General features: G+C 72.3%; 13 protein-coding genes and 1 tRNA gene. 4 read left to right on the top strand and 10 right to left on the bottom strand.

The window, feature by feature from the left end:
- Window position 1 precedes the first annotated feature (1 nt).
- On the bottom strand, window positions 2-1,477 hold the full coding sequence (locus tag ACIBJH_RS39550; RefSeq protein ID WP_399121769.1) for a glycoside hydrolase family 3 N-terminal domain-containing protein: 1,476 nt from the start codon (window positions 1,475-1,477) through the stop codon (window positions 2-4).
- A gap of 174 nt (window positions 1,478-1,651) precedes the next feature.
- Here ACIBJH_RS39550 and ACIBJH_RS39545 point away from each other — a divergent pair, with 174 nt between their 5' ends.
- From ACIBJH_RS39545 to ACIBJH_RS39535, 3 genes are all read left to right on the top strand, one after another.
- On the top strand, window positions 1,652-2,677 hold the full coding sequence (locus ACIBJH_RS39545; RefSeq protein WP_399121768.1) for a YbhN family protein: 1,026 nt from the start codon (window positions 1,652-1,654) through the stop codon (window positions 2,675-2,677).
- Between the two features lie 51 nt (window positions 2,678-2,728).
- Window positions 2,729-2,801: transfer RNA gene (locus tag ACIBJH_RS39540), tRNA-Gln, on the top strand.
- Window positions 2,802-2,804: 3 nt separating this feature from the next.
- Entirely contained in the window at window positions 2,805-5,156 is a 2,352-nt protein-coding gene (locus tag ACIBJH_RS39535) for a hypothetical protein (RefSeq protein WP_399121767.1), read from the top strand.
- A gap of 29 nt (window positions 5,157-5,185) precedes the next feature.
- On the opposite strand, the gene ACIBJH_RS39530 is transcribed toward ACIBJH_RS39535, so the two are convergent.
- On the bottom strand, window positions 5,186-5,800 hold the full coding sequence (locus ACIBJH_RS39530) for a TetR/AcrR family transcriptional regulator (RefSeq protein WP_399121766.1): 615 nt from the start codon (window positions 5,798-5,800) through the stop codon (window positions 5,186-5,188).
- A 166-nt stretch (window positions 5,801-5,966) separates the two neighbouring features.
- Between ACIBJH_RS39530 and ACIBJH_RS39525 the strand changes: the two genes are divergently transcribed.
- Window positions 5,967-6,425, top strand: a complete 459-nt coding sequence (locus ACIBJH_RS39525) for a cupin domain-containing protein (RefSeq protein WP_399121765.1) — start codon at window positions 5,967-5,969, stop codon at window positions 6,423-6,425.
- A 34-nt stretch (window positions 6,426-6,459) separates the two neighbouring features.
- On the opposite strand, the gene ACIBJH_RS39520 is transcribed toward ACIBJH_RS39525, so the two are convergent.
- The 8 genes from ACIBJH_RS39520 to ACIBJH_RS39485 all read right to left on the bottom strand — a co-directional run bounded on the left by ACIBJH_RS39520 (window position 6,460) and on the right by ACIBJH_RS39485 (window position 15,054).
- Window positions 6,460-7,806 (bottom strand): NADase-type glycan-binding domain-containing protein, encoded by a 1,347-nt coding sequence (locus ACIBJH_RS39520; RefSeq protein ID WP_399121764.1) that lies wholly within the window; start codon window positions 7,804-7,806, stop codon window positions 6,460-6,462.
- Window positions 7,803-8,369 carry a phage tail protein gene (locus ACIBJH_RS39515; protein WP_399121763.1) on the bottom strand — a complete coding sequence of 189 codons (567 nt, stop codon included), beginning with the start codon at window positions 8,367-8,369 and terminating at the stop codon, window positions 7,803-7,805. Before ACIBJH_RS39515 ends, ACIBJH_RS39520 begins: the two co-directional genes overlap by 4 nt.
- Window positions 8,370-8,400: 31 nt before the next feature.
- Window positions 8,401-10,359 carry a putative baseplate assembly protein gene (locus tag ACIBJH_RS39510; protein WP_399121762.1) on the bottom strand — a complete coding sequence of 653 codons (1,959 nt, stop codon included), beginning with the start codon at window positions 10,357-10,359 and terminating at the stop codon, window positions 8,401-8,403.
- A gap of 3 nt (window positions 10,360-10,362) precedes the next feature.
- A complete protein-coding gene (locus ACIBJH_RS39505) occupies window positions 10,363-10,809 on the bottom strand; it encodes a GPW/gp25 family protein (protein WP_362974273.1) in 447 nt (148 codons plus the stop codon).
- Window positions 10,810-10,846: 37 nt separating this feature from the next.
- Window positions 10,847-12,754: a VgrG-related protein gene (locus tag ACIBJH_RS39500; RefSeq protein WP_399121761.1), complete on the bottom strand. Its 1,908-nt coding sequence runs from the start codon at window positions 12,752-12,754 to the stop codon at window positions 10,847-10,849.
- Window positions 12,754-13,473 carry a LysM peptidoglycan-binding domain-containing protein gene (locus ACIBJH_RS39495; RefSeq protein WP_200716866.1) on the bottom strand — a complete coding sequence of 240 codons (720 nt, stop codon included), beginning with the start codon at window positions 13,471-13,473 and terminating at the stop codon, window positions 12,754-12,756. The genes ACIBJH_RS39500 and ACIBJH_RS39495 overlap by 1 nt, the downstream gene beginning before the upstream one ends.
- Before the next feature lie 23 nt (window positions 13,474-13,496).
- Window positions 13,497-13,919, bottom strand: a complete 423-nt coding sequence (locus ACIBJH_RS39490) for a phage tail protein (protein WP_019071368.1) — start codon at window positions 13,917-13,919, stop codon at window positions 13,497-13,499.
- 94 nt (window positions 13,920-14,013) lie between these two features.
- On the bottom strand, window positions 14,014-15,054 hold the full coding sequence (locus ACIBJH_RS39485) for a hypothetical protein (protein ID WP_399121760.1): 1,041 nt from the start codon (window positions 15,052-15,054) through the stop codon (window positions 14,014-14,016).
- Between the last annotated feature and the right edge of the window lie 1,986 nt (window positions 15,055-17,040).

Raw genomic sequence — 17,040 nt, 5'->3', positions numbered from 1 at the left:
CTCACCCGACGGCCAGTACCTCCGCGACCGCCCGCAGGTTGACCCGGCCGCGGCCGTAGGAACAGAGGGTGCCGCCCTCCGGCAGGCCGGTGTCGACGCGTATCGCGCCGGGCCGGCGGGCCACCAGGGTGTCGCGCAGCCGGGCCTGCCAGGGGTGCAGGACGGCGTCGGACGTGGCGATGACCAGCGGTGCGCTGCGGTCCCCGATCGCGTCGACGAGGGCGGCGGGGTCGACCGGCTCCTCGTTGAGGGCGATGCCGGTGGCCGTGGGGTCGATGGCGCGGAGTTCGGTGAGGAGGTCCTCGCCGCCCCAGTTCAGGGCGGGGTGCGGGGCCGGGAACAGGTCGACGACATGGGCGCCGCGCACGGGCGGCGGCAGCGGCCGGGTGCGTACGGCGCGGCGGGCGGCCTCAAGGCCGGCGGTCGCGTCCCAGGCGGCGACCGCCTGGCGGGGCGTCGCGTACCGCTCGGCGAGCCGGCGTACCCGGCCGGCCGCCTCCCAGACCCGCTCCTCAGCGAGCATGCGGGCGTGCAGTGCGTCGAGGACGGCGTCCCGGCAGGCCAGGGTGACCGCCAAGTCCGGTACGGCGACGATGACTTGGTCCGCTCCGGCGGCGAGCGCGATACGGGCGCCGGCCGCTTCGCCGTACTCGTCGGCGATCGCCTTCATCTCCAGCGCGTCGCTGACGAGGACGCCGTCGAAGCCGAGGTCGAGGCGGAGCAGATCGCCGAGGATGCGGCGGCTGAGGGTGGCGGGGCGGTTGGCGTCCAGGGCCGGGAAGACGACATGGGCGCTCATCAGCATGGGCACGCCCGCGGCGACGGCGGCGCGGAACGGTTCGAGGTCGACGAGGAGTTCGTCGTAGGGCCGCGGGTCGATCGCGACGCCGTCGTGGCTGTCGGTGACGGTGCCGCCGTGGCCGGGGAAGTGCTTGGCGCAGGAGGCGATGCCGCGTACGTCGGTGGCGGTGATCCAGGCGCGCAGATGGCGGGCGGCCCGCTCGGGGTCGGCGCCGAAGGAGCGGGTGCGCACGATCGGGTTGCGCGGCTGGTGCTGGAGGTCGGCGACGGGGGCGTACGAGGCGGTGATGCCGAGGGTCGCGAGATGGCCGGCGAGGGCGTCGGCGCAGCGGGCGGTCAGGGCCGGGTCGTCGACGACTCCGAGGGCGTAGGAGCCGGGGGCGTCCGGGGCGTCGGCGTTGACCAGATGGCCGATGCCGCCGCCCTCGTTGTCGATGGCCACGAGCAGGTCGGGGCGCAGGGCGCGGAGTTCGTCGGTGAGCCGACGCACCTGCCCGGCGTCCCGGATGTTGCGGGTGAAGAGGATGACCCCGCCGAGGCCGCGGTCGATGAGCCGCTTGAGGGTGTCCGGCACGGTCGTCACGCCGTCGAAGCCTGCGACCAGACAGCGGTGGGCCGCCTCGTCGAGGTCGACGGGCAGGGCGAGGGCGGCGGACGAACGCTCGGCGTGGGTCATACTGGAATTCAAATGGCTCGCTCAACCTAAAGTCAACAAACCGATGGATTGTTGATTCAGGCAATGATTTGACGCCGACTACACTTCTTCAGAGCCGTTCGCTTCGCCCAGCCGCCCGCGCCCCTTCCGCTTCCCGACACCACTGCGTCATACCGGATGGGAACGTTTCGCCTCGTGTCCCTGCTTCCGCTCGAAGACATCCCCGGGCCGCTCCCCGCCTCCACCACCGGCCCCACTCCCGCCCCCGCCCCCTTCCGACTCCCCTCCGTCGCACGCCTCGCCACCAAGGTCCTGACCCTGCTGCCCCTGCTGCTGATCGTGGTGTGGGCGGCGGTCGACTGGCGCGCCATGTACGAGGGCACCGCCCGGCTCGCCTCCGCCGACCCCTGGTGGCTGCTCGCCGCGTTCTTCTTCACCTGCCTCGGCTGGGGCACCGCCGCCCTGGTCCGCCAGGGTGCCGTGCCGGACCGGCTGCCGACCGGTCTGCTGATCGCCTCGCAGTTCGCGGCCGGCGCGGCCAACCACGCCCTGCCGGCCAGCATCGGCGCCCACGCCGTCACCCTGCGCTTCCTCCAGGGCCAGGGCATCCCGCTCCCCCGCGCCACCGCCTCGCTCGCCCTCTACTCACTCGTCCGGCCGATCGCCAAGACACTCGTACTGCTGGTCTTCCTGATCTCCTTCCCCGAGATGCTGCGCTTCGGCCAACTCGCCCCCAGAGGCTGGTCGTTGCTCCTCGCCGTCGGCAGCCTGGCGACCGTTCTCACCACGGTCACCGTCCTGCTGTGCGCAGTACGACGGCTGCGCAGCCCGGTCCTCCGCTGCGTCCGCACCGCCCTGACCGACGTACGGCAGCTGCACACCATGCCCAGCCGGATCCTCGCCCTGTGGGGCGGGGCCGCCGCCGCTCCCGTGCTGCAGGCCACGGTGATCTTCGCCGTCGGGGCCTCGCTCGGCATGCCGCTGTCCTGGGCGCAGGTGGTCCTCGCGTTCCTCGCCGCCAGCACCGCGGTCGGCGCCGTGCCCGCACCCGGCGGAATCGGTCCCGTGGACGCGGCGACGGTGTTCACGATGGTCGCGTTCGGCGCCCCCATGGATCTGGCCACGGCGAGCGTCATCGGTTACCGCGTCCTGACGGTGTGGGTGCCGTTGCTGCCGGGGGCGTTGTTGCTGTCGGCGCTGGTCCACCGGAAGGTGCTGTGACCGAAATCCACTTGTACGGCCACCTGTTCCACCTCTAACGTCGCTGCTCATCGACGTGTAGCTCAGTCAGGAGAGCACCGGGCTCTGGACCCGGAGGGCGCGGGGGCAGTACCCGCCACGTCGGCTTATGGATGACGACGCTGAGCAGCAGCACCTCACCGCGGCCCCGGGCTATGCCCTGGGCCAGTTGGCCAAGGCCTTCACGACCGCGCGGACCCACGAGGACGCCGACACCCGCCGTCGCGCGGAGGGCCGCGCGCAGCGCTGGCGTACCGTGCTCACCGGAATGGCGGGTGGGTGGCTGGCGGTCGGTTCGCGGACCCCGGTGGCCGGGTTCCCGGCCTGGGTCACCCCCGAGGTGGTGCGCGGTGGTTTCGCCACCGGCGCCGCGGGCGCGGGCGGCCCGCTCCAGCCGTACGAGAGCGCGCTCGCGGAGCGGTTCGGGGTGCCCGCGGACCGGCGGGCACTGTTCGCGCACTGCCTCACCGACAGCGGACTCACCTGGCTGTGGGGACGGTTGAACAGCGGGCGGTACGAGGTGACCGTGCCGGAGGAGGGCGCGCTGCTCACCATGGCGTGGCTGGTGCGACACGGGGAGACGGCCGCCGCGCTGGACCTGGTCGCGGAGTTGGAGCCGTTCGCGGGTCAACTCCGGTTCCTGCCGCGCCCGTCGACCGGCCGACCCGCCTCGGACGACACCGACGCGCTGCACCGCCGTACCGTCGACGACACCGTGAACAGGCTGGTCCGGCGCCGTCCGAACGATGCCGTGGAGACACAGCGCGAGGCACTCGCCGTATGGCAGCCGTTCGGGGACGAGTTGCTCGCGCACTGGCTGGAGACGGCGGGCGGGGCGGACGGGCAGGTGCTCGAACTCGCCCCGGACGAGGCCTGGTTGGCACGAGGTGGCGAGTTGCTGAGCCGCTACCGGTTGCTGGCCGAGGAGCACACCCGCTGCGGAAAGCACCGCAGCCCGAAGGAGAACCTGGGCATTCTGCGGAGCGCGCTGGAGAAGACCGTCGCCGGGCGGGAGTTGGACGCGCGCCGGCTCGGGCTGCTGCGGCACGCCGTCGCGTCGATGGTGCGGCGGCGCGGGCTGCCGGGATCGGCGGCGCACACCGAACTGCGGAGCGCGCAGCGGGTCCAGGCCGCTCAGCCCTCCCATCACGCCCTGGCGCAGGTGGTGTTGGGCCGGCTCGCCGTGCTGCCCCAGGAGTCGGGCATCGCCGACCTCACCCCCGTACTGGCCCCCGTGTCCGGTCCGGAGGAGCAGGAGACCGGCGTCCCCGCGGGCGCCCGACTCCCGCCTGTGATAAGCCGGGTGGTCGAGGGCGCGCTGAGCGCACCGGTCGGTGTCCTGGTGGAGCGGGGAGTCGTCCCCTCGGCCGAGGTACTGGCCGAGCTGGTACCGCAGTTGGTCGCCGTCACCAGCGCGCGGGCCTACGACGACGATGCGCTGCGGGCGTTGATGGCCGTGAACTACCGCGCGTTCCGCAACCGCCGTTCGCTGCTCCTGCTCAACCTGGAGCGGCAGGTCCGGATCGAGGAACTGCCCTGGGTGCGGGCGGTGGCCGCGCAGCGGGGCGACGGCTCGGCCGAAGCGGCCCTGGTATTACGGCAGTTGGGCGAGCTGGCCGTGCGGGGCTTCCCGGGGACGATCCTGCCCAACCCGCTCGTACGCGAACTCGGCGTGCTCGTCCGCCAGTCGGAGCTGGGCGCTCCGCTGGTGGAGGAGCTGGCCGCGGACATCTTCATGAATACCTTCGGGCCGAAGTTCCTCGTCGCGGCCCGGATCGCGGGCGAGTTGCTCGGCGGTTCGCTGTACGAGCGGTACTACGGCATCGACTACGAGGCGATCCGTCGGCTGGCGGTCGCCGAGGCGAGTGAGGCGGCGGGCCGCTCGGTCAAGCCCCGGACTTCTCCGGGGTTCGCGCGGCTGTGTGCGGAGCGGGCCCGGGCGGCGTCCTCGGCGCCGGCCGGGACGAAGTCCGGTGGCTCGCACGGGTCCTGGGTGGCGGAGAACGGCAAGGTGATCGAGCAGGCGCAGATCCTGACCACGCACAATCTGGCCACGCTGGTCCACCGGGTGGGCATCGCCCCGGAGCCGGGCTGGGCCGAGCTGGCGCGGAGCTGTTTCGTGGCCGTGTGCCGGCTGACGGGCCGAGTGCGGGGCAACCCGCGGCCGTACGCCACGATCAAGGACGCGGCCTACGCCTGGCGGCAGTTGGTGTTCCATCTGTCGCTCTGCCCGCCGGCCGAGCAGCGGCGGGTGCTCGCCGGCCTGGACGCGGAGACGGGCCGGCACCCGTTCCATGTCGCGGCCCGTCTCGCGCCCGCCCTGGCGGGGCTGCGGCTGGTCGTGGACGGCGGCGGCTTCGGCCCGGACGGTACGGCGGACCGGGGCCGGGCCCGTCGGCTGCTCGGCTGGACCACGGACGGGCACTGGCTGGCGAGTGACCCGACTGACCGTACGCCGTAGGAGAGTCGAGAGATCTCGGGCCGGGTCTCCTAGCCCACCGCCGCCGTGCGCACCGCCGCCTCCGTCAGGGTGGTCGCGGTGCGTACGGCGCTGGCGACGGCCTCGTCGGGGGTGAGCCCCAGCTGGTCGGTGAGGGTGAACAGGGCGTCCGCGCCGACGACCACCGCGAGGCCCCGCTTGAGCTGGGTGAACGCGTCCGGATCCGTCACGCCCAGGGTGCCGTCCAGGGGTGCGAGGGCGTGGTCGATGAGGCCGAAACGGATCCCGGGCCGCATGCTCTCCGCGTCCGGACGGACGATGGTCGCGGCCATCATGGCGCGCACTCCGCCCTGGCGGGTCAGGATGCCGCGGAGCAGGAACTCGCAGGCGTAGGCGATCCGTTCGACGGGATCGCGGGAGTCGGCGACCGGCCGGAGCGCCTCGGCCGGGTCGGGCCAGACGCCGGCCAGGGCCTCGCCGATCAGGGAGGGAAGGTCGGGGAAGTAGCGGTAGGCGGTGGCCTCGGAGACCAGGGCGGCGCGGGCGATCTCGGGCATGGTCACCTCGCTGCCCGCGCCGATCAGCACCCGGGCCGCCTCGACGATCGCCGCACGGGTGCGCCTCTTCTGATTGCTGCGGCCCGTGTCCGTCTGGGTTGTCGCCATCGGTTCGTCACATCCCCGTCTTCGCTCGTCGCTGCCGTCCGTCCCTTCCGCACTTTATCACGACCGACTCTCATCATGAGAGTGCACTTGCATGACAAGGGTTGCCAGCTTACTGTCCTACTGTCCTGAGGGCGCACAACGCGCTGCGAAGACAAGGGAGTTCGAGATGAGCGAGGTTTCCGTGGTCGGTCCGGAGGACGGCGAGTCCATCCGTCTGGGCCCGGTCACGATGCGCATCCTGGAGGACGGCAGCACCACCGGCCACCGCCTGGGCATCGGCGAGATCACCCTCGCCCCGCACACCCAGGGGCCGCCGCAGCACCGCCACGGCCGGCACGACGAAGGCTTCTACGTCGTCTCCGGCACCGTGCACTTCACCATCGGCGAGACCGTCCACGTCGCCCCGGCCGGCACCCTCGCGATGATCCCGCCCGGCGCCCCGCACACCTTCGCCAACCCCGGCGACGAACCCGCCGTGATGATCAACACCTTCACGCCCGACCTGTTCGTGCAGTACTTCCGTGACCTGCGGGACATGATCGCCGGCGGGCGCGAGTTCAACGCCGAGTCGACGATCGAGATGATGAGCCACTACGCCACGGTCCCCGCGACCGACTACGCCTGAGACCGACTTGGCCTGAGACACCCGCCGCCGTGGGTCAGGAGCCGCCCGAGTTCGACGGGCCGAAGAACTCGATCTCGGCGATGGCCACTTGCTTCTTTCCCGAGGCTCCGTAGGCCGACTCGATGGTGAAGCGCACCGACGTGACCTCGCCGACCCGGAAGGCCCGGCGCTGGGCTCCGGCCCCCTGGTCGAGGCTGAGTTCGCGGGTGGTGGTCTTTCCGTCGGCCGTGGTGATCCTGGCCTCGATCCGGTGCGGAAGCGCCGACTGGCCGAGCTGGTCGGCGCGGGTGGAGACACCCGGGGTGATCAGCACATCGAGCAGCCGTGTCGGCTCGTCGAACTTGGCCTCCAGCCACTGCCCCTCGCCCGACTGCGACACACCCGGGCCCCACCAGGTGTTGTTCAGCTTGTCGAAGGCCAACTCCGGCTTGTGGCCCGGGAAGGAGCGGGAGGCGGTCACGCGGTCCGGGGAGACGGGGGCGCGTTTGGCGAAGTGGTCCTTCGCGGCCTGCACACCGCGCGGGATGTTGACGGCCAGCACGATCAGCAGGGTCAGGACGATCGCGGCACCGATCCAGGTCAGCACCCGGTCGAAGGTACGGCGCAGCCGCGGCCGGTCCCCCGCCCACGGGATCTCGCCGCTGCGGAACGTGAGCATCCTCCGCCACCAGGGCAGCCGGCCGGCGACCTGCTCCTCGCCTGCCATGGGCATCGCGCACCGGGTGCAGTAGTGCCGGTCCGGCCGGTTCGCCGTCGCACACCAGGGGCAGGGCACTCCGCCCACCGCGCCGGGTTCGACACCGGGTGCCCGCACGGACTGCGGACGCGCGGCCACCGGGCGCCCGGGCAGCACGGGCGCCACGGAGGGCGCCTGCCGGGGCTCGGGGTCGTCGACCGGAACGAGGAGACGTCGGGCTCGCTCGGCCTCCGACTCGGGCGGGGTGGCGGGCACCGGCTGAGTTGGAACGGTCCCGTCGCCGTCGTGGGGAAGGTGGGGCGCGAGGGCCGAGGAGGGGTGCGGGTACGGGGTCTGGGGCGGGGCCGCGGCGACCGCCGGGTCCGCGTCCAGGCGGGTCGCGGGGTGGGACGCATCGCCGTTCTCGGGTTCCGGCAGGCTGCCCGCGCCGACGGAGTCGTACGACCCGGCGGCCATCGCGTCGAGCCGCAGGGACAGTGCGTCGAGTCGGGCCGCCGGATCGTCCTCGGCCGAACTCCGTTGCCCCGGAACCCTGTTGCCCTCACCGCGTTCGGCCGCCGCACCGGCACCGGCACGGGCGCCCGCGCGGTCCGTCCAGCTGAGGACGGCCCCGCAGGCGTCGCAGAACGACTGGCCCGGTTCCGCGCGGGTTCCGCATTCGGCGCAGCTCTGGGTGGTCGTCATCTCTCGGGGTTCCTTTCGGCGAGCACGGTGGCGGTCACCTGGACCGTGTACGGCATGTGGGCGGGGCGGGCCGCCGCCACGAGGGCGTCGAGGCGGTGGGTGTCCAGGGTGGTCGGCGCGGGCAGCCGCAGGTGGACGTGGAGCCGGGGGCTGCGTTCGCCGGGGACCGGTCCAAGCGGGCGGGCGTTCCAGTCGGCGGCGCCGCTCTCGGTGATCTCGGGTTCGACCCCGAAGGCGAGCCGGACGGCCTCGGCCAGACCGCGCCGGGTGCCGCGGATGCGGTGCAGATACGTGGCGGCGGCCACGGCGGCCCGCAGCCGCGCCTCCGGTTCGCTGCCGTCGGTCTCCGCTCCGACCCAACTGCCCAGCCACTGAACGAAGTCGAGCGGCGCGAGCGACGGCCGGAAGTACGTGTCCAGGCAGTCCAGCACACTCAGAATCGGCGCTACGACCTCGTCGAGCCCGGCGACGAAACGCTGGGCGAGGTCGTCGTCGGCGAACACGGCGGGCAGCATCGCCCCGATGGGCGCGGACGAGCCGAGGCCGTCCACAGATCCTCTCAACGCGGGCCTCCTGAGGGGGAGTTGGCAGTGTTCACGCGCCGTCTCCGATCACGCGGACGCGGTGGTCGAAGGAGAACACCAGGGACGGCCGCTCCAGGTCGATGCGGTCGGTGGGGTCGCCGCGCTTGCCGGTGAGAGGGTCGGCCGGGTGCAGGACGACCTGGTCGACCAGCTCGACGCCGGGCACCCGTTGGAGCACCGCGAAGACCTCGCCGGACTGCACCGGGCGCCCGAACGGCCAGCCCTTGCCGTCCGATCCGCCGGTGAGCGGATCGAGGTGGCGGTAGAGGGCGTCGTGGGTCTGACGGCGCACCCGGTCGGTGTCGACGCCCCGGAAGGCGTGGACGGTGGCGACCACGGTGACGCCCTGGTAGAAGGGCGGGCCGACCGCCAACCGGGTCCCGATCAGACGCCGTTCGTCGAGATGCCGGGTGATGCGGTCCAACAGGGCGTCGCCGGGCACGAGTTGCTCGAAGCGGAGCCGTCCGCCGGGATCGGGCACCGCCTGCGGGACCACCAACACCCGTACGGCGTAGGCCCCGTGCTCGCCCTCGTCGCCCTCCAGGCAGGTGATGCGGGCGGTCTCGGGGGCGGCCCGGCGGGACAGCTCCTCGTAGTCCCGGAGGGTGACCGCCCGCTCCTGGGCGCGCAGGGTGATGGGGGCGCGGGTCTTGGCCTCCTGGACGGTCTCGCCGTCCACTCCCCCGCGTGCCGCCTCGCGGTTGATCACCTCGGAGACGTACGGGATGGAGCTGCGCAGGATCTGCACGGCGCCGCGGGCCACGTTGCCGGACCGGCCGCCGCCGGTGCGGTAGCGGCGGGCGCGGATCACCGAGCCCTTGGGGGCGACCATGCCGTACTGGCGCAGGGTGCCGTCGGGTTCGCGGACGGCGGGGCCGAAGGCGAGTTCCCCGGTGGCCGCGTCGAGGGTGATGTGGCGGTCGTACGGGCCGGAGGCGGCGAAGTGCGGGACGACCTGCCAGTCCGTCCAGCCCTCGTGCTCGGCGGTCTGGAGGAGGAGCGGCGGATTGTCGCCGACGACGGGTGTGTGGGCGAGCCGCAGCCGTTGCCCCGGCAGGCCGGTGGACTCACCGAGCGCCTCGTCGTGGACCGTGTCGGCGTGCACGACGGTGGTGGTGCCGCCGATGGTGAAGGCCTCGGCGGAACGCACAGTCGGTGAGGTGGTGTAGAAGGGCTGGTCGGGGTGCGGTTCGGTGACGCGGCAGCGCAGCCAGCCGGCTTCCTGGCCGCCGTTTCGGGACAGCGTGTGGCCGCCGGGCACGTGCAGGACCACCGCGCCGGGCCGGTTGAGGCCGCCGGTGCCGTCGCGGTCCACCTCGCAGGCCTGCCAGCCGTCGGCGGTCCAGGCCTCCCACACGAGGGGCGGTTGGCGCGGGTCGACGCCAACTCCGTCCACGCGGCTGTCCAGTTCGAGGGCGAGGGCGCAGTGCGGGACGGCGGCGGTCAGGCCGAACAGCATGGCGTCGCCGGGGTCGGGCGACTCGGCGAAGCACATCACATGGTTGCCCTCGGCCAGGTCGTGGGTCCGGTCGACGACCTGCTTGCCCCGCTGCTGCACGACAAGGTGGCGCAACGCGGCGGGTACGACGGCGAGTTCGCGCTCGGTGGCGAAGACGACCGCCTCCTCGCCCTCGGTGCGCATCGTCGCCACTTCGGTGCCCAGCGGCACTTGGACCGGTTCCTCCTGGGGCGCCGACAGCCAGAACGTGACGTCGGTGCGGGCCGCCGACGGCGGGAAGAGCGTGATGCCGACCAGGTCGAGGAAGGCCAAGTGGTTCTTGTCCGGTACCCGGTTGAGGCGGTAGACGATCTGGTCGGCCATGTGCGCGACCGTCTCGACGAGGGTGACGCCGGGGTCGGAGACATTGTGGTCGGTCCACTCCGGGGCGCGCTGCTGGATGTAGCGCTTGGCGTCGTCGACGAACTGCTGGAAGCGCCGGTCGTCGAGGTTCGGGGAGGGCAGAGCCATCGGTCAGTAGTCGCTTTCAGCAGCCGTGCCGGGCGTACCGGGAGTGTCGTCCGGCTCGTCGTGGGACGGGATGACGTAGAAGGGGAAGACGAGGCTGCGCGGGTTGTTGGTGCCGCGGATCGAGTAGCGGACGTCGATGTACAGCACGCTCTGCTCGGTGCCCGCGGTGACCTCGACGTCCTCGACCTCGATGCGCGGCTCCCAGCGGTCGAGGCTGACGTGCACCTCGTGCTGGATACGGCCCGCGGTCTGCTCGTTGACCGGTGCGAAGACCAGGTCGTGGATCGCGCAGCCGAAGTCGGGCCGCATCGGGCGTTCACCCGGCGCGGTGGACAGCACGAGCCGGATCGCCTCCTCGACCTCGCGCTCCCCGCTGACCAGCGCGATACCGCCGGTCGGCCCGATGCGCAGCGGGAACGACCATCCGGAGCCCACGAATTGTTCGGCCATCAGCCAACACCTGCCTGTTCCCTGCCTGTTGGGCCGCTCATGCCGGAATCACCATCGGTACCAGGCCGTTGAGGGTGACCACGCCCATGATCGGCACGGTGACGGCCCGAATGCCCACGTTGGCAATGGAGTTGATCTGGACGCTCGCGCCCGCCGTGAGCATCGCGTTGCCGATCGCCTTCATGTTGAGGGCGCCCATCGCGTCCAACGTGATGGCTCCGGTGGTCGACTTGATGTTGATCAGCCCCCGCCCCTCCATGGTCAGCGGCCCGCCGCTCTTGATGGTGAGACTGCGCCGGGCACTGAGGGTGAGATCGCGACCGGCCTCGACCGACACCGAGTGGCTGCCCTTGATGGTGACGTCGCCCTTGCTGTCGACGACGATCTCGGTGTTCGTGCGGTCGAGGTTGATCGTCAACTGCTTGTCCCCGGAGGTCAGTCGGACCCCCTGCTTACGGCCGCCGGTCTTCTGGCTGAGCAGGTCCAGCCGGTTGCCGTCCCGGTCGGAGAGGGTGTGCCGGCTGGCCTTCTTGCGTACGGCGTCGTGCAACGGCACATCACTCACGACGGTCGGCTGGTCCTTGCCGTTGTAGAGCCCGCCGATCACGAACGGATGGTCGAGTGCCCCTCGGTCGAAGGCGACCAGCACCTCGTCGTTGACGTCCATCGGGAACACCCCGCCGCCACCGAGCCCGCCCAGCTGCACGGTCCGCGTCCAGTCGCTGACGTACGTGTCGTCCAGCCACGGGAACTGGAGCCGCACCCGCCCCTGCTTCAGCGGGTCGTTGACGTCCGTGACAAGGGCGTTGGCGACACCGGGCAGCCGGGGCGCGGTCTCCGAGCCGCCCGAGGCCAGCCCGTACAGCGAGCGCCACTGCCGTCCGCTGACCGTCACCCAGGTCTCGTAGTGCTTGCCGTCGCCGAAGACATGCCGTACGGAGGTGACGGTGTACTTGCCCTCGAAGGGCGTGCCCACGTCGGCCAGCGCGACCGGAACTCCCGGGCGCAGCTTGGGATTTCCGCGGGCGACGACCTCCAGCTCGGCGAAGGAGGAGGTGACATCGTCGGCGAGGGCGTCGGCGGCGAACTTGACCTCGTTCTGCTTGTCGTAGGGCGTGCCCGTCTCGACCAGCTTGGCCGTCTTGAACTTGCCCGCCGCCGCGCCCGGGGTGGTACCGATGCCGATACCAGGGTTGGAGGTGCCGGGCGCGTTGGCGGTGAGCTTCTTCTTGGTGGTGACGTCCCACCCGCGCGCCTCTACGCTGCCGACCTGATCGGCGGCGGTGACGGCGGCCCGCAGCCGCAGGATGTCGTGCCCGGCCTGGAGCACGAACGGACTTTTGTCGCCGTCGGTTTCGGGAGACGGCGCACCCGAGGAGGGCTTCGGCGCCACGAACTGGAACTTGCCGTCGGCGTCGACCGACATGACCATCTCGTTCTCGTCGGCGAGCCGGGCAAGGAAGTCCCAATCGGTCACGTTGGACTGGGAGATGAACTCGTAGACCGTGCGTGTGGAGGTGATCCGTCCGATCGGCACGCCGTCCTGGGCGGCGAGTTTGCGGGCGATGTCGGAGGCGCTCTGGTTGCGGTAGGCGGCGACGCGGCGCTGCCGCAGCAGGCGGTGCCCGAAGTCGTAGCCGCGTACGACGGTGAAGGTGCCGGTGCCGTCGTAGTCGGCCTCAAGTCCCGTGACTTCACCGGTCAGTAGCGGATCGGAGGCGCCCTGTCCGTCGGCGACCGGCGCGATGACGACCTTCGTCCCGAAGGTGACGCCGAGCTTGCCGAGGATCAGCCGGTACGGATCCCGGAAGGTGAGCCGGAATGCCGCCGGGACGCCGACGCCCTGGTCGACGTAACTGTCGACGAGGCAACGGGCGTACTCGGACGGCAGTTTGACCCCTCCGATCCTCACCTCGACGACGTTGGAGAACGCGGCTTTCACCATCAGGAACGCACCTCCTCGGCGGCGGGCAGGACGAGTTCGACACCGTTCGCCAGCCGCGTCGGGTCGTCGATCCCGTTGGCCTCGGCGATGGCCCGCCAGGCGGCGGAGTCGCCGTACTCCCGCCAGGCCAGCGACTGCAACGAGTCGCCCGCGACGACCCGGTGCACGCGGCGGGCGGTGAGCGCGCCCGAAGTCGGGTTCTGGCCCTTGGTGTTGCTCGGGATCTCGTGCAGTTGAAGTCGGCAGGTGGCGCGGATGGGCACGCCGGTCGTCCCGAAGAGCGAGTAGGCGGCCTCGACGGAGGAGACGTAGGCGGTGAAGCGGGCGGTGGAGAAGGACCCCCACTGGAACACCACCCACGGCGGTGAAGGCTGCTTGGCGGCAATGGACTTGGTGGTCACATCGCAGCAGGCGAGCAGTGACTCGACCTTCTTCAGCACGGAGTTGCTGGAGGGCTCGTCGGAGGAGTCGAGGAAGATCTCGACGCTCATCTCGCGTGGCTCCGAACCCATGAACTCCGGTAGTGAGCCGTCCCGTTCGATCTGTGCGGGGGTCGTCTTCCACTGGGCGCGGCGGGTGAGTGACAGCTGCGCCGGGTTGAAGTCGAAGGCGAAGGTCTTGATGAGCCCGCCCGGGGTGGTACTCCCGCCGACGGGCGGCTCGTGGATCGCGAGGCTGGCACGGACGAGGCTCTTGCCCGCGCCTTTGCTGGTGGCCATGGTGTGTCTCCCGCCCGCGCCGTCTAGTCCGTGAACCCGTGGTGGGCGATCTCCAGCACCTCGGTGGCGACGGCGGGCCCGGCCGGGTCGAGGGACGGCCCCTGCCAGCTCACCGGCAGCACGTCGATCAGCCCCCAGTGGGCGACCTCCGAGCCGTCCGCGCGCAGCGCGGCGATCTGCCCGGTGGGGCGCCTGATCCCGGTCTGCACGGAGGAGATCCACTTGGCGACCTTGGAGGTGTCCGGGGTGAGCGGGCGGGTCAGCCGGATGGTGGAGAAGGTGACACGGGTGGGGAGTTGCCATACGAAGCCGTTGTTGCCGCCCTCCTGCCGGTGCTCGATCTCCACCTGCGACGACAGCCCTTCGCACCCGTTGAAGTAGCCGAGGCTCTCGCCGTCGATGCTGAGGGTGAACCAGATGGTGGAGCCCGGGTCGAGGCGGGACATCGGGGGTGGGCCTTTCTGTCGGGGCGGGGCGGTGGGGGCAGGCGGTGCGGTGCGAGGCTTCGGTGGGGTGCGGGGCTGTGCCTTGGTGCGGCGGTCAGCGGCGGGGGTCGCGGAGTTTGCCGATGCGTTCGCGGTCCAGGCGGAGTTCCGTGCGGATCAGGCGGGTGATGCGGCCGATGATCCGGTGCACGAGTTCGTCGAGCTGGAAGTCGGTGAGGTCCCGAGGGTCGAACTGGCCGGCGGGGATGGCTTCGTAGGCGGGGGGTGGGGAGGCGGTGGCGGTGGCGGTGGCGGTGGCGGTGGCGGTGGCGGTGGCGGTGGCGGTGGTTGAGGAGTAGGGGGGTGGGGTGTAGGGCGGTGGGGGGCCGGCGGGCGGGGTGGCGGCGGGAAGGGCAGGGGCGATGGAGGGGCCGAGGGTGGCGCCGATGCCGGCAGTGATGCCGGTACCCGTGGTGCGAACGCCGGGCGCCTTCCTGGCTGGGCGGACTCGGTTGAGGGTGGAGGAGACCGCGGAGGAGAAGCTGCGTTGGACGGGGAGGGAGTGGGGCGGGGCGGCGGGGCGTAGGGGTACTACGGGGAGCGCGGGGGTGCTTGGGGGTTTGGGGGTGGCGGAGAGGCCGGGGGTCCTGGGTAGTACGGGGGTGACCGGGGCTCCGGGGGTGCTGGGGGCTGTGGGAGTTGCGGGTATTACGGGTGTGGGTGGTGTGGTGTGGCCGACGGGGGTGGAGAGGCTGTCGGGGGTTGTACGGCGGTGACGTTGTACGGGGGTGGAGGACAGCGGGGGTGAGAGGCGCTGCGGCGGGAGTGGGGTGCGGAGCTGAGCGGTGGGGGGTGCCGGTGTGGCAGGGGTGTGTGTCGCGGGTGCCTGTGGGGTGAGGCGGGGTGCGGTGAGAGCGCGCGCGATGCGGGAGGGCGCGTTGAGCGGGGGTTCGGTAGGGGAGGTCGCTCGGGGAAGCGTGAGGTCGGGCGCGGTCGGGCCGGGCTGAGTCGGCTTCGTGGCGCGGGACTGGATCGTGGCTGAGCGCGGGGGTACGGCCGAGGACTGGGGTCCGTGCGAGGGTCCGACGGGGGCTGGGGGTCCGGCCGGGGACTGGCTCGCTGCCGAGGGTGGCGTCGCGGCCGAGGTCGGAGTCACAACCGGGGGCCGGGGCCCGGCCTCGGACGGAGTCAGGGCCGAGGCCGAGGACGGGGAGAGGGACGGGGCCACGGTCGACGACGGGAGCTGGGCGGGTGACGGGCCTACCGCCGGGGCTGCGGTCGGCCGGGGTGTGGTGGGTGACGGAGTGTGCGGGGGCGGTACAGGCGTGTTGGGGGCCATGCTTCGCTGGACCGTCGGCCTCTGACCCGATGTCGGCGGGGGTGTCGAGTCGGCCGGGGTCTCGGTCAGTCGGTCTGCGGTGGTCGGGCGCACGGCAGACGGGTACGTGGCGGCTGGACGCGTCGCGGCCGACGGAACCTGCGCAGCAGGTACAACGGGCGTGCCCGGCACCGCACTTCGCTGAATCACCGGATCCACCCCCGGTGTCCGCGAGGCACCTGGACGCACGATGGCCAATGGGGTCTGCGGGACAGGAACAACAGGTGTGCCAGGGGCCGCACTTCGCTGAATCGCCGGCCCCGAAGCCGATGTCCGCGAGGCAGCCGAGCCAGGCGGGGCTGCGGTCAGCCGGCCCGCGACGGTCGGGTGCACGGCAGTCGGCTGCGTCGAGGCCGACGGAACCTGCGCAGCAGACACAACAGGCGGGCCCGGCACCGCACTTCGCTGAATCGCCGACCCCGGACCCGATGTCGGCGCGACAGTTGAGCCAGCCGGGGCTCCGGTCGACCGCGGCGCGGTGCTCGCGGGCACAACAGGTGTACCGGGGACGGCACTTCGCTGAATCGCCGGCTCCGAGGCCGGTGTCGGCGAGGCAGTCTCGTCGGCCGAGGCTCCGATCGAACTGTGCGCGGTGCTCGGGTGCGTGCTTTCCGGGGAGGCCTGCGCTGACGGTACGGGCGTGCTCGGGGTGACGCCGCGTTGGGTCGTCGGCTCCGACTCCTGTGTCGCCGGGGCTGCGGCGGGCCGGTGCGTGCCGGGCGGGTGTGCGGTGGTCGGGAACGCGGTGGTGGCTGAAGGAGCAGTGGTCGAGGGTGCCTGCGGAGGGGGTGCCTGCGGAGGGGGTGCAGATGTGTTCGGGGCCACGCTGCGTTGGATCGCCGGGCCCTGAACCTGGCCTGTCGGCCTCGAACCTGATTCCGTACGGCGACCGGTGCCCGCCGCCGGGATCGGCGAACCCGTGAGGGGCTTGGCGTCTGCCGGTGTCGTGGTGACCGGAGCGCCGAGAGGTGAACGGCGTCGGGCGGGGCTGACCCCCGCCGGAGCCGGGGAGTCGGCCGCCCGCGAGGGCAGTGGCGGGGCGGGTGTTGCCGAACCTGACGCCGACAGCGGAACCGTGCCCGCAGCCGTGGCCGAATCGCCTTGCGGAGAGCGGGCGTTGACTGTCCCCGCCGGTGCGGAGTGAGCGGCCGTGCGTGGCGTCGGCCGTTGCCGTGTCTCGTTCGGGCGTGTGGTGAGCGGGGCGCCGAGGGGTACGCGGGGCGCCGGGCCGCGTTGGACCTGGGGCGCGGGAGGGGTCGTAGGACCAGGGGTTGGAGTGATTCCCGATTGCGCCGGGGGCGGCGTTGCCGCCAGGGGGTGGGAGCGGGGCTCGGCGGAGCCGTCGTCGCTCGGGGCGGAGGCCGGCAGCGCGCGTTGGCTGCCCGGTGCCGTCGGTGGCGTCGGGGCGGGGCCGACGGGCTCGTCACCACCCCCTGCCGGACGCGCCTGCGGAGTTGCGGAGCGAGGCGAAGGGCCTTGCGGCGCAACCGTGTTGGCCGCAGGTCGGCGTTGCACGGCGGGCCTCGCCGCACCGGAACCCACGACCGTCTGCCCACCCCGATCGCCCGAACCGCTTCCGGCAGCGGCCGAGTTCGGCCGGGCAACGAGCCGCCGCTCCACCGCAGCCGCACCTGCCCGGGCTCGCGTCAACGACCCCGGCCGAGGTGGCACCGACGGCACCGACGGCACCGGAGTCACCCGTACACCCGAAGACGGACGCACCGCGTCGGCCGCGGGATCCGACCCACCCGGCCTCACCGCCTC

It is taken from the genome of Streptomyces sp. NPDC050548 (assembly GCF_044457385.1).
In the GTDB taxonomy this organism is placed as follows: Bacteria; Actinomycetota; Actinomycetes; order Streptomycetales; family Streptomycetaceae; genus Streptomyces.
This window is presented reverse-complemented; position numbering and strand designations above follow the sequence as displayed.